Genomic DNA, 13,834 nt, shown 5'->3' on the forward strand with positions numbered 1-13,834 from the left:
AGCTATGGGTATAAATAGTGTTCACCCCAGGTGATCATCAGCGTGGGTTTTTTAAATTTTTTAATAAGTCTGAAATGTAACCAGTACGGCCCGCGGTGATCAATGGTATGGCCCAGTTCATTCTGGTGACTGCTGATCACGAGCCTTGGACGGATACTTTCATCCACTGTCTGCTGAAAGTTATCTATAAAGGAATTCACTAGCAAAACGTCTATCTTTTGCAGCTCATGCACTTTTCGTAACCAGGGCAAGTCCCGCTTAGCGTGCTGGTCCCCGGTATGCATAATCGTATATCCCTCCGGCATGGTTACCGCGTAAAGGTTATTTAAGATCTCTCCCTGATGTCCCGGGTAAACGTTCACAGCCAACATCCGGCCATTTTTTAATTTTAGTTTCGTACGCAGCAAAGTAGTGTCTCTAAGCACTTTGATATACGGCGATTCCCCCTCCCATAAACCAGGTGGGGTATAAACAGCTTTCTGCTGTGCTGCAAACAGCCTGGCCACCCTAAGATCGGCATGGTCGGGATGTTGGTGACTCACAAATAATACATCGCAATGATCTGCAATTTCCTTCATTTGCATAGCGTTTACTAAGACTCCTTCCGGAATTTTGGCCAACGCCCTGATATTCCGCAGTACCAGGTCAAACCCGATGGTCACAGTAGCCGTTCTGATCACAAAACCATGGTTGTACAACTTAATGATTTGAATTCCTTTTTTAGGAGCTGGCTTCCGAAGTGCCGTCAATGCCAGTTCATACCGGTCTTTTATAAAACTCCTGAGCGCATTGGTCGAATCCAGCCTCGTATCATGCAGTATTCCATCAATTGCATACAACGCCAGCCTCCTTTCCGATGAAGCTTTATTTATACTGGGGGGATATTTTTTCAATACTTGTTGGATCACTGCGCTCAATGAATCGGTCTGTTCTTCCAGCATTCCCGGAATATTACCAAAATAATTCTTCGGCACAGATTGTGAAAACCCCATTAATCCCCAAAAAAGCATCAATAGTACAAATCCTGCAATTCGGCTTATCTTCATATTTATTTTTTACAACCTATGTAGGGATACTCGCGTCTTGGTGGTAGAGATTTCGTAAAAATTTAATAATTATAAATTAACATACTCCGGTTAACTTTGAGCCATACAGCAACCATACTTTACCACAAATAGAATTACTTCAGGATAATGGCAATATTAAATGTAATAAATTACTTTGTGTGTTTCAGGGAATTAAGTAAATTCGGGTACGGGCACAATAGAACCATTTAATGAATTTATATAGAAATCTTTCAGATCATGAACTGGTTGAACTGTTAAAATCAGCTGATGACGCTGCTTATGAAGAAATATACAAACGGTATTGGGCGCTATTGTTTCGCCATGCCTGCAAAATACTCCATAATGAAGATGAAGCTAAAGATGTTGTACAGGATCTGTTTACGGCACTTTGGACCAAAAGACGGGAAATAAACCTCAACAGCTCACTTTCCTCCTATCTCTATTCGGCAATAAGATATAAAATATTCGATCTCATCGATAAACATAAAGTACGCAGTCGATACCTGGCTTCACTGGAAAGTTTTATCCAGGAAGGGCAATATTCGTCTGAAGATGCTATCCGGGAAAAACAACTCGCGGTCTTGATTGAAAAGGAAATTGCAGGCCTACCCGAAAAAATGAGAGAAGTCTTTGAACTGAGCCGCAAAAGCAATCTCTCTCATAAAGAAATCGCTAAAAAAATGGGCATCTCCGATCAGACTGTTAAAAAACAGATCTATAACGCCATCAAAATTCTTCGCCCAAAGTTCGGCTTGTTCCTCATCATCCTTCGTTTTTTTAGCGCCAATTAAAAAAATATTTTTTTCTTCTACCACCTATGACGTAGCTAACCTATTTATAGATATAGCAACAGTACAAATACAGTAAATCTATAGATGGAAAATAAAAATGCAGATCAGCTCCTTAAAAAATACCTCGAGGGAACCTGTACACCCGATGAGAAAGCGATCATAGAGAGCTGGTATGAAAAAGAAACTCAGAACAGAATAGCTCTCCCCGGTAATGATACAGACTTGGCAAGCCTGGAAGATGAAATATGGACTGAACTGCAAAAAAGAACTAAAAAACAATCCAGACCTGTATGGTACCCTTACGCTGCTGCTGCTGTGATCGCCCTGATCTTTTCCGTCCTGCATTTTGTTGATTTCGGCAGCCTCAAGTCGTCCGAAACTATCTTCAGCCAAAACAAGATCGCTCCGGGTGCTAATAAAGCCTTACTAGTGCTCGCCGATGGTTCCGAAATCGATCTTAGCGATGCCAAATCCGGGCTACTCAGCAAACAGGCCGGTGTACGCATCAAAAAAGCAGCCGATGGTCAGCTCGTTTATGAGCTCCTCCCTACTGCATCCGAAGTTTCACCCGGGTCCTACAATACATTGGTTACCCCTAAAGGCGGGCAATTTCAGGTAAACCTGCCAGATGGCACCAGGGTCTGGTTAAACGCATCCTCATCCATAAAGTTCCCTACCATATTCAATCGTAATGAGCGCCTTGTTGAAGTTACCGGAGAAGCTTATTTTGAAGTGTCTAAAAACAGACAGCTTCCTTTTAAAGTACAAACTGCCAGTCAGCTTATAGAAGTACTGGGCACACATTTCAATGTCAACGCTTATGCAGATGAAGAAAGTACAAAAACTACCCTGCTGGAGGGTTCTGTAAAAGTAAGCCAGGCGAGCGGCAGCTCCGGAATCATTCTCAAGCCTGGCGAACAATCTATCTTACGCAAAGGCACATTCAGCACCACTTCCGTTCAGCAGGAAGAGGCCATAGCCTGGAAAAATGGTTATTTTCAGTTTAGCGGTGAAGACATCGGCATGATCATGCGTAAAATAGCACGCTGGTATAATGTAGAGATCGTTTATCATAAAGATTTTGTCAATCAAAGATTTTCAGGTACTATATCCAGGTTTGAGGAAGTCTCCAAAGTACTCCGGATGCTCGAACTTACGGGTTCCGTTCATTTTAAGACCGAAGGAAGGAGGATTGTCGTGATGCCATAAGCTTTACTTTATATCACCTTTCCCATAAAAAAGCCGGGAGTGCTTGCAACCACCCACCGGCAAAAGTTTGGGAATAGTTTCCATTGATGTGTTACAACAAATTTAACCAACCAAACCATCCAAATATATGAAATTTTACAAGCTATTGAAGCATACTGCAGCGTATGCTTCACTTGCAGGTCTGTCGGGTAGTGGCTCTTCTCCCGTTAAGCTCAATCAAGCAAACAAAACCAAATGGGTTATGAGAATTAAATTAACATGTTTTTTACTGTTACTGGGATTGATTCAGGTAAGTGCAGCAAGCTTTGCACAGAAAGTAAGCTTATCACTAAAAAATGTCACATTAGCCAATGTCCTATCCAATATAAAACAACAAACGGGCTATAACTTTCTATACAATTTGGATATGCTCAGCAAGCTGCCGCACATAGATATAGAAGTGCAGAACCAACAGTTAACTGCAGTACTTGAAAAATGCTTTGCCAATCAGCCCCTCACCTTTGTGATTGAAGAAAACACCGTGATCATAAAACCAAAAACAGCAGACGGCCGGATTTTGGCCGTTGAAATTAAAGGGCGGGTAACAGATCCCAATGGTCAGCCGCTCCCCGGGGTAAGCGTAAAGCTAAAAGGAAGCAACATAGGGATAACAACAGGAAGTACGGGACATTACCTTATCAAAGTTCCCGATGCCAATGGTACCCTCCTGTTCTCCTATGTGGGATTTGTTCCCCTCGAGCTTAACATTAACGGAAAAACAGAACTGAACGTCATATTAAAGGAGGAACAGACCAGACTGGACGAGGTTTTGGTGGTAGGTTATGGTGAAGTCAGCCGCAAAGACCTGACAGGCTCAGTAGGTTCGGTCAACATGGCGGACATACAAAAAGCACCGGTACGTTCATTTGATGAGGCCCTTGCTGGTCGGGTAGCAGGTGTACAGGTAACCTCTGTTGACGGTCAGCCCGGTTCAAACATCAACATCGTCATCAGGGGCGCAAACTCCATTACCGGTACCAATGCCCCTCTATATGTTATTGATGGCTTTCCTCTTGAAGATTCCGATAACAACGCCATCAATCCCGACGATATCGAATCTATTGAAGTATTAAAAGATGCTTCCGCTACTGCCATCTATGGTGCACGGGGTGCCAATGGTGTCATCATTATTACTACTAAAACTGGTAAAGAAGGGACATCCTCCATCACCTATAACGGTTACTATGGGCAGCAGGAGGTATTGGAGCGAATGGAGCTTTTCGACTCCTACGAATTTGTAAAATACCAGTCGGAACGCTATCCAGGTACGGTTGCAGACTTATATTTTAACAGTTCAAGACCAAATCTCGAGTCTTACAGATCGGTACCGGCAGCAGACTGGCAAAGTAAATTGTTCAGGGTAGCCCCTATGCAGAACCACAGTTTAGCAGTATTGGGGGGTACCGGTAAAACAAAGTACTCCATCTCTGGTAACATCCTTAATCAGGATGGTGTGATGGTCAGTTCCGGCTACAATCGCTACCAGGGGCGTTTCCGCCTAGATCAAAAAGTAAACGATAAGTTAACCGTAAGTGGCAATGTTAACTACAGTGCCCTGAAAAAATTCGGGGGTTCACCAGTTCCCGAAAGTGGTAGTTTCCAGTCCAGCGCACTCATGTACAGCGTTTGGGGCTATCGTCCTGTAGTGGGTAATCCCAACATCGATATTGAGGAGGAAAGTATCGATCAGGACATTGACCTGGTTAATGATAAACGTTTCAACCCCCTTCAGAATTATCAGAATCAGCTTCGGGAGCAGTACACCAATATCTTAAATGCAAATGCCTATGCCGAATACAAATGGAATGCCTTTAAATTAAAGGTCTCTGGTGGTGTAACACGCTCAGCAAGGCGTTCCGATTCATTTGACAATTCACTTACCGGCTCAGGAAGTCCTTTAACACCTCAGGGAATTGCCAATGGTGTAAATGGCGGGGTATCTTATCTGGAAACCAACAACTATCTGAATGAAAATACCCTAAGCTATAGCAAAACGTTTGCAAAGCGCCATAAAGTGTCGGCAGTTGCCGGATTTACCATTCAGGGCAGAAGCTCAAATGGCTTCGGTGCCTATGCAACACTGGTACCCAATGAACTGCTTGGTGTATCCGGACTGGATGAAGGATCTCCAAAAAGTATCTCCTCCAATTCTACCTCCAATACACTGGCCTCTTTCCTTGGAAGGATAAACTATAGCTACAGATCCAGATACCTGGCAACCCTTTCTTTCCGGGCTGATGGCTCCTCTAAATTTGCTCCAGGCAATAAATGGGGATATTTTCCTTCAGGGGCCCTCTCCTGGCGCATCAGTGAAGAGGAATTCATGAAGTCTCTTAAATTCATTTCCGATGCCAAATTGAGGGCAAGTATAGGCGCAACCGGAAACAACAGAGTATCTGATTTCGCCTACATGTCTACCTTAAATCTGCCCAATTCGGCCATTTATGCATTTAACAATGCATCGGTTAAAGGTTTAATTCCAACTGCATTGGGAAACATCAACCTGATCTGGGAAACCACCGTACAGAGCGACCTTGGGCTCGATCTGAGCCTGTTCAAAAACAGGGCGATACTCACGGTCGACCTGTATCGGAAAACGACCAAAGACCTATTGCTCAATGCCAATTTACCACCCTCACTCGGATTTGCCAGGTCTTATAAAAATGTAGGAAGGGTGCGTAACGATGGATTGGAAGTCAGCCTTGAAACCACCAACATTTCAAACAGCAAATTTACCTGGTCCAGTCAGTTCAACATCTCCTTCAACCGCAATAAAGTCCTCGAACTCACTGAAAATCAGGAAGCCCTGGTTAGTATGATCAACTGGGAAACCAGCTATAAATCCCTTCCCCCGTACATAGCCAAAATCGGCCAGCCCATTGGCATGTTTTACGGACTGATCTGGGAGGGCAACTATCAATACGCAGATTTCGTTCAACTCCCCTCCGGTAAATATATCCTTAAATCAGAGATTCCCACCAACGGAAATCCCCGCGAAGACATTCAGCCAGGCGACATCAAATACAAAGACCTGAATGGCGACGGCGTTGCCGATTTGTCCGACTATACCATTATCGGAAACCCCAACCCCGATTTCAATTTCGGCTTTTCCAATAACTTTGCCTATAAAGGCTTCGATCTTGGTGTTTTTCTGCAGGGAGCCTATGGCGTCGATATCATGAATACCAACAGGCTGGTGTTTGAAGGATTTGGCCGGGCTTCACAGAACATGTTCGCAACCTATATCAACCGCTGGACACCCGAAAACCAAAACAACACCTATTACAGGACCCTTGGATACGGACCTGCAGCTTATTCCAGCAGGGTTGTTGAAGATGGATCATATCTGCGCCTGAAAACGGTATCGCTCGGCTATAAATTCCCTTCAAAACTACTAAACAAGTATAGCATCAAAGGATTAAGGCTGTATTGCTCCGCTCAGAATATCTATACCTGGACCAAATATCAGGGCTATGATCCAGAAGTTTCCGCTTACGATTCGGCACTTACACCGGGCTTCGACTGGTCGGTATACCCCCGCGCAAGAACATTAACATTCGGTCTTAACCTTACTTTATAAACTCACGTGATGAAAACAAAATATTTACTATCGCTCATCGCTATCCTTGTAGTCATGGCTTCCTGCAAGCGTTACCTGGATGTAAAACCTACAGATTTTACTACACCTGAAACCTATTACAATACGGAAAAAGAACTGGATCAGGCGCTCACCGGCGTTTACAGTGCTTTGAATAATAGAGGTACCTTTAGCCGTAACCTGGTCTATGAATTTGCCCATGGTTCAGACGAAGGTTTTTATAAACGTTCCGCTGAAGCAGTAAACCCAAGGGTGTATAACCATGATGCCTCAAATGCACTTGTTGCCGAAACCTGGTCTGCCTTGTATGCCGGTATCAACAATGCCAACCTCCTTCTTGCCAATATCGATCACCCCCAAATGGACGAAAAAGTCCGTGGCCGCATTCGTGGGGAAGCCCTGTTTTTACGCGCTTTCCTTTATTTTCAACTTGTGCACCTCTGGGGTGATGTACCTTTGATCTTAACGCCTACCCTTTCAGGCGAAAATGTCAATAATCCCCGCACGCCACAAAAAGTAATATATGACCAGATTTTATCAGATATGACCACCGCAGAAGGACTGGTAGGGAACATAAAAGACTTTGGTTTCCCAGGGAGGGTAAGCAAAACAGCAGTTCAGGGGATTCTGGCTAGGGTGTGCCTGAAAATGGCCGGTGAACCATTAAAAGAGGTATCCAAATTTACGGAAGCGAAAGAATGGGCTGATAAGGTCATCAAATCAGGCACACATAAATTAGCTTCGGGTTATGCACAAATCTTCATTAACCATACACAAGACCTCTATGACATTGACGAAAACATCTGGGAAGTTGAGTTTACCGGCAACGGATTAACAGACCCCACAAAAACAGGCGGCTGGTTCGCTAAAAAATTCTCGGTCAGGAACACCAGTTCAGAACTCTATGGTTATGGGGAAATTGGTGCAACTGCTACACTATACCTGAAATATGACGACATCCATGACGTTCGTAAAAACCGCAACATTGCCACTTATTATTTCAGGACCAATGGAAGCACTATGCTGTCCGATACACTACAATATGCCCCAACAGCAATATATGCCAGGGAAACCGGTAAATGGCGTATCCAGGACGAGATCAGTACACAGCGTAGCCCTGACTTTGGTCCGACAAACTTCCCCTTGTTACGCTATTCAGATGTGCTCTTAATGTTCGTAGAAGCAGAAAATGAAGTAAATGGCCCTACACAGGTTGCATTTGACGCCATCAACCTGGTAAGAGCAAGAGCTAAAGCCAGAAACTTCATTTCTGCAGATGCCCCCTCCAAAGAAGCCCTCAGGCGCATCATTCAAGATGAACGCAGCAGAGAACTGTGCTATGAAGGTCTGCGTAAATTCGACCTCATCAGATGGGGTATCTTCATGGACGTGATGAAAGACGTTGAGGCCGACATACTCAGCAATGCGCCAAGTAACATGCAATACAGTGCCTATGGTTATACTAACGTAAAGGTTCGGAATCTCCTCCTTCCGATACCATCAATAGAGCTGAGTTTAAACAACAGTATGAGACAAAACCCAGGATTTTAATAAAAACCTTATCCAATGAAACACAATCAGTTAAAAGGAAAATTAGTACTTCTTTTGGTCTTATTTACAATAAGCTGCAAAAAGAATGAGGTACCGCAACCAAGCTTTGATGTAAAGGTTCCAAAAAGCACATATAGAGTTGGCGAACCTGTACCATTTACATTTGATGGGAATCCGGATTTTATCTCTTTTTACTCCGGGCAATTTGGCAATGACTATGCCTTTAGCAATGGTAGAATTATGGATATCAAAACCTTCAGTATGTCATTCCAGACACGGCTACAGGCTGGCGGACAAAATAAACAACTTTCCGTCCTCATCTCTTCAAACTATAACGGAGAAAAAAACATTTCAGCCGTCAACTCGGCTAGCTGGACTGACCTGACCAGTTCATTTTCATTCTCTCTAACCACTCTGGATTACTTCAGTTCCGGAGAATTAAACCTATCGTCTATCGTTACCGATAAAACTAAACCCCTTTATGTAGCATTTCGCTATATTACCTTACCCCAAACCACGGCCAACGGAGTTTATAGAAACACTGTCGTACGCAACTTTTTGTTCAATACAAAAACGGATGCAGGCACCAGTGTAGCCATGGACCAGTTATCAGCCGGATGGTCCTTATTAGAAGAGGGTCCGATTCTGGAATCGGGTAGAAATTCAGTAAATGCCAGCAGCGGGCTGATCACCCTTCGGGGTAACATCACTGCAGCAGGAAAACTCGTGCAGACAGAAATATGGGCTATCAGTAAACCGGTTAATTTGAACGCTATCGATCTGGGCCCCGACAGAGGTACGGCGATTAAAGGAATATCTGACCCGGTTCCGTCTGTTTATAATTTTACCTATACAACTCCGGGAACTTATAAAGTTGTGTTTTCTGCGGCCAATTCAAGATTATACGGAGAGAAATCTATTACTAAAGAAGCAAACATCACCATAACACCATGAGCACAAAAAATCCGATCAGACAGTTGTTATTCACATTATTTTGCCTGCTTGGCCTCAGTGCCGGCGCACAATCTTTTTTACCGGCCGGAAGTATTGTTTATCCTTTCCGTGCCTCGCCCCTCATTGCACAAACCGGCAACCAGTTTCACATCCTGTACAACAATAGTGGCGAACGAAATATTGATTCCATTGTACTCAAAGGTCCTTACAGCCGGGTCAAAGTTAAAATTGACTCCGTATTAAAAGGCCGCTTTGAATACGACTCGTATACCCATATGTATACCAATAATAAGATCTGGGTCAGTATCCCGGCCAACAGCCCGGAAGACATGTATGATCTTTTGGTTTACTCGGCAGGAGAAATCAATATTTCCAGACGTTCTGTTAAACTGGTTAAAACCTTCCCCTCAAAGCACAGCTTTATCCATATATCCGATACACACGTCTCGCGGAACTGGGTCGGATCTGCCCAAAATGGTTATGCCGAGGAACTTCAGCTGCTGGACAAATTTATCACTGTTGCCAACATCATCGCACCCGATTTTGTGATTGTTACCGGTGATCTTATCCACGATTACACCCGGTTCAACAAAGATCTCAGAGGCTGGGGTGGCGATACCGTGAAGAGCTATGTTAAACTGCCTACCGTTGAAGAAAAGTTCAGAAACTATTTTGAAGGTGCCAAAGGATACAGAGGGGTGCAGCACATCAATGCACCGGTATTCTCTGTTCCCGGCAACCATGATTTTTATGGCATGAAAGAAACCGATTATCCGGCAAAAGCCGCACAATGGAATACCCTATGTGGCATGCGCGTATTTGGAATGGCCTTTGCCGGCACACGCTTTCTTTTTATGGACGATTACCTGGGTGACCCAGTTGTGGACATACCAGACAAAAAGCCCCTGTCGGGCCTCCAGGGTAAGCAGCTTTTGAAATTTCTGGAAACTCATGGAAAAGGTGAACTCCGGATCATCGCACAACACAAGCAAAACCGTGCTGATACAGCTTTTCTAAACCAGCAAAAAGTAAAACTTATCGTTAACGGCCATATCCATACGCCACACGTAGACACATTAGGTAAAACCCCAACTATCAGAATGCGTCCTGGTGTAGTTTGCCGCAGCGGGGAGGCACATCGCTGGGAACTCATACTAGGTCTTTTCCGGATTATCCGAATCGATGGTGATTCCTTTACTTTTACTGAACCCTTGCGGTTCTGTTCCAACCCTATCGAAGCTTACGATAAGATCAAGCTGAACCTAACCCTCAATTATAAGGGTGACAATACTGGTAAAAGCACGTACAACGAAGCTTTAATAGCCAATAAACTGCCAGAGAACCTCCCAGGCTGCCGGGTTCGTTTTGTGATGAAGAAAGGAAACTATACAGTTACAGGGGGCAGAATACGTCAAACTTTTAACAGTGGTAAATTGTCAATAGTTGATGTGGATACAGATGTAAATGCAACAACCAGCAAAAAAGTGAGCATTAAACCAAAAAAATAGTTTAACTCCACCAATTGATTCCTACAAAGAATATATCTTATTGGAATTTTTAGGCAGCAGTTTAACGTGCTGTAAATAATCGGCGATGCGTTGATGCTCATCCAATGGGTACGCAACGCCTAGTTGTTCAGTAACGTTATTGGCAATTTTTTGAAACAGTTCCATGGTCATGAATAATGAGTTCCAGGTCTCTTTAACATCTGTAGTTTGATAAGTTTGGATCAGTTCGGCATAAAATTCCGGTTCAAGATATTCCTTGTAAAACTTCCCGGATTTACCGGGATTTACCAAAAACTGATGGCGAAATGCAATATCCCAATCCATCATCTGCATTAATGCAGTTTGAATTACATGGTAGTATAAATAATTAACATATGGAAGCTGTTCCCGCCAGATGCCCTTTGCAAGTCCTGCACAGGTATACAAAAACTCGTTGCAGCAATCGTTAAATGCCCTTACCGATGGTCTGCTGATCAGATAACTTTTATCACTGGCTGCATCAAGTGCGTTTAAGCTGGCCATATCATCCTTATCCAATAATACCTTGCAAAGGCTGTCCGTAAGAAAATGCTGCAGGTTTTCAACCGGAACTAATATCAAGTCTATCCGGTTTCCATCAGTAAATTGCATTAAATAGGAAAATGCGCCCTCTAACTCAGGTGCCGGCGGATACAGTTCCATATCTTCAGGCATTTGAAGGATCATCCGTTCACCAAAAACATCGATCCAGGTATGATCCCGGAGAAAGGGATCAAGACTTTTAACCACATAAATTATGTCATAATCCTGAAAGATGTCCGTTGCGACATTAGGATTTGCCCGGGAACCGTTCAGTAACACGGCCCGAACCTCCGGATGGTCTGTTGCAACATCCAAAATTAATTTCATCATTTTCTGTTCACTTCTGCTGATCATAACACATTAGGCATTAAACTACACACGGTTAAAGATAGCTTTTTAAAATAATTGAGGCCTAATACAGAACTGGTAATCACTTTTAGGTTCTTCCCCACTTTTGGTGGTAGTTATTGATTTCTAGAACATTCGGGGCGTAACAAAATAAGCAGCAACAAGCGCTATTATTCCTATTAAAAGCAGTTTAAGATACATCTTTCGGTCAATTGGTGTTTTGCTCAGAAAACAAGCGATCAACATCCAGATCATCCACACGGTAATACAGGCAAAAAGCACCAAACCATAAATAAGGCCAGACAGATCATAGGCTCCGCCACCAGTCTGTCCGCCAGATTGACCATCATGCAGTACCAAAGTCAAGATGCCAAAAGGAACAATAAGAAAAGCTAATCTTAAAATTAATTTTTTATTTGTTTTGATTATGGACATAGGTATTATTGGTTACAGATGTGGTGATATTTAGTAGCCTAAATTTATAAAAAAACTAAACACCAAACTTAACTTTAGCAAACATTTGAAAATCAATGAGGCATAATTATTGCATATCGACTAAAAAACTTTCACTATGCCTATTTTTAAAAACGCTATTTTAGCTTTCTCACTTATTTTTCTAGTATCCAGTTGCAGTGAATCCAATAAAAAAATCAGCGCAGAAATAGAGGAAGTAAATCCTAAGCTTACCAGCTCGAACTTTGTAAAAACCCTTCTTAGTTCGGTAAAACATTCTTCTAATGAGCCCTTTTTTTACTTATTTGTAAGCCACGAAGCCTGTTATTTCGAGTTATTGGTTAATGGCTTACCAGTATATCATAATTATAACCTGGGACAAACTGTTACGCCCATTGATATTTATTCTGCAATAAACAAAAGTGGTAAGCAAACCATTACCTATAAATTATACCCGCAAACGGAAAGCCAGCAGGGAGAAGGCGTTAAAACATTAGTAGATTTTACCAATATAAAAATAGAAGTGTTTAAGCGCAACAAGGCTGATAACGGAAAAAATGCCTTTGTAAGCGAGAAACCAGTACTAACCCATACCAGCTTAACCGAAGCTGATGGTAAAACCTTTATAGGGAAGGGAAAAGATTACTATGAATATAGTTTTACTTTTGATGCTACTGTGCCCTATGAAAATACAGGCTGGGAAAACAGTACTGATTTAAGTAAAATGGATCAGAAAGAACTACTGACCAAAACAGAAAATGCCTACAAGCAGGTTTGGCAAATGCAAAATGATGAAAAAGTTGATGATTTTTTTGCCCTCCTATTTAATAGAGAAAAAGAAAATGCACAATGTGAGTACAGTACTAAAAATGATTTAGAGGAATCTTTAGAAAACTACAAAATACCCCTATCAGCAAAAAACTACAAGATGCAGAAACTAGAGAATTATAAGATGGTTTTATATGGTGGGGGGCGATTGGTCCGTTTGGAGCAAACTTCTGTTGATAAAAGGTTAAGAAGTGAATCGGCACTATGGGCAAAATACAAAGATGAGGATGGTAATGTGATCGCAAATTTCATCAGTCTTTACCTACATATTCCCAAAGGCAAAACAAATTTTGAAATTATAAGATAGGAATAGCGATAGGCTGGACAGGGTATGTTATTTATTTAGTGTTTTTTTAATAAAATCAACCCTTTCTGCAGGAGCCAAGCATGGTACTTCAATTAGATCATAATTTAAACATTCATAAGTATCTTTTATTACATTATAGGTTTCTTTAGCTACCTGAAAATCTTGTTTTCGCTCGTTATCCATTTTGTATATTTCTTCCCAGGGAGGGAGTATAAAAACTATTTTATTGTATCTGTATTTATTTACAATGAAATTTAAATTCTCATCATAATCAAAGTTCATCAGGCATTCATAAGCATAGGTGTCTGGAATACCACGGTCAAAAAAATAAAGATCATTGGCATCCAGTAGTTTGACATAATCCCGAACAGAATGCGAAAGCATTAATTTAGAATATTCTTTTGCATTTTTCCAAGGTAGGGCCTGGCCATTATTTTTTAATTGATCTTTGATAATTTCTCGGGCTACTTCAGGAATGCAGTTCATTTGCTTCTGTTGCAACTCATTTATTAAAGTTGTTTTTCCAACTCCTGGGCCGCCGGTTATGATGTGAAAATTGTTTTTTATAATCATATACTATGGTACCGATTTTGTTTTCGCTTCTATTCACAAAGATATGA

General features: G+C 42.1%; 11 protein-coding genes. 7 read left to right on the forward strand and 4 right to left on the reverse strand.

Features of this window, described 5'->3' with window-relative positions:
* Window positions 1-2: 2 nt before the first annotated feature.
* Window positions 3-1,046 carry an MBL fold metallo-hydrolase gene (locus tag HDC92_RS02090; RefSeq protein WP_183871990.1) on the reverse strand — a complete coding sequence of 348 codons (1,044 nt, stop codon included), beginning with the start codon at window positions 1,044-1,046 and terminating at the stop codon, window positions 3-5.
* Window positions 1,047-1,276: 230 nt separating this feature from the next.
* On the opposite strand from HDC92_RS02090, the gene HDC92_RS02095 reads away from it, so the two are divergent.
* The 6 genes from HDC92_RS02095 (at window position 1,277) to HDC92_RS02120 (ending at window position 10,717) form a co-directional block, all read left to right on the forward strand.
* Window positions 1,277-1,858 carry an RNA polymerase sigma factor gene (locus HDC92_RS02095; protein ID WP_015807331.1) on the forward strand — a complete coding sequence of 194 codons (582 nt, stop codon included), beginning with the start codon at window positions 1,277-1,279 and terminating at the stop codon, window positions 1,856-1,858.
* A gap of 84 nt (window positions 1,859-1,942) precedes the next feature.
* A complete protein-coding gene (locus HDC92_RS02100; RefSeq protein ID WP_183871992.1) occupies window positions 1,943-3,067 on the forward strand; it encodes a FecR family protein in 1,125 nt (374 codons plus the stop codon).
* A 127-nt stretch (window positions 3,068-3,194) separates the two neighbouring features.
* Window positions 3,195-6,686, forward strand: a complete 3,492-nt coding sequence (locus tag HDC92_RS02105) for a TonB-dependent receptor (protein ID WP_183871994.1) — start codon at window positions 3,195-3,197, stop codon at window positions 6,684-6,686.
* A gap of 9 nt (window positions 6,687-6,695) precedes the next feature.
* Window positions 6,696-8,255: a RagB/SusD family nutrient uptake outer membrane protein gene (locus tag HDC92_RS02110; protein ID WP_183871996.1), complete on the forward strand. Its 1,560-nt coding sequence runs from the start codon at window positions 6,696-6,698 to the stop codon at window positions 8,253-8,255.
* Between the two features lie 15 nt (window positions 8,256-8,270).
* Entirely contained in the window at window positions 8,271-9,209 is a 939-nt protein-coding gene (locus HDC92_RS02115) for a DUF5017 domain-containing protein (RefSeq protein WP_183871998.1), read from the forward strand.
* A complete protein-coding gene (locus HDC92_RS02120; protein ID WP_015807326.1) occupies window positions 9,206-10,717 on the forward strand; it encodes a metallophosphoesterase family protein in 1,512 nt (503 codons plus the stop codon). Before HDC92_RS02115 ends, HDC92_RS02120 begins: the two co-directional genes overlap by 4 nt.
* A gap of 21 nt (window positions 10,718-10,738) precedes the next feature.
* On the opposite strand, the gene HDC92_RS02125 is transcribed toward HDC92_RS02120, so the two are convergent.
* A complete protein-coding gene (locus HDC92_RS02125) occupies window positions 10,739-11,632 on the reverse strand; it encodes an aminoglycoside 6-adenylyltransferase (protein WP_015807325.1) in 894 nt (297 codons plus the stop codon).
* Between the two features lie 120 nt (window positions 11,633-11,752).
* Complete coding sequence (locus HDC92_RS02130) at window positions 11,753-12,061, reverse strand: hypothetical protein (RefSeq protein ID WP_015807324.1); 309 nt, start codon at window positions 12,059-12,061, stop codon at window positions 11,753-11,755.
* Window positions 12,062-12,197: 136 nt separating this feature from the next.
* On the opposite strand from HDC92_RS02130, the gene HDC92_RS02135 reads away from it, so the two are divergent.
* Window positions 12,198-13,214, forward strand: coding sequence for a hypothetical protein (locus tag HDC92_RS02135; protein WP_183872000.1), 1,017 nt, complete (start codon window positions 12,198-12,200; stop codon window positions 13,212-13,214).
* 27 nt (window positions 13,215-13,241) lie between these two features.
* Here HDC92_RS02135 and HDC92_RS02140 read toward each other — a convergent pair whose 3' ends face one another.
* Window positions 13,242-13,787 carry an AAA family ATPase gene (locus HDC92_RS02140; protein ID WP_015807322.1) on the reverse strand — a complete coding sequence of 182 codons (546 nt, stop codon included), beginning with the start codon at window positions 13,785-13,787 and terminating at the stop codon, window positions 13,242-13,244.
* Window positions 13,788-13,834 lie beyond the last annotated feature (47 nt).

Origin of the sequence: Pedobacter sp. AK017, from assembly GCF_014200825.1 — a bacterium.
In the GTDB taxonomy this organism is placed as follows: domain Bacteria; phylum Bacteroidota; class Bacteroidia; order Sphingobacteriales; family Sphingobacteriaceae; genus Pedobacter; species Pedobacter heparinus.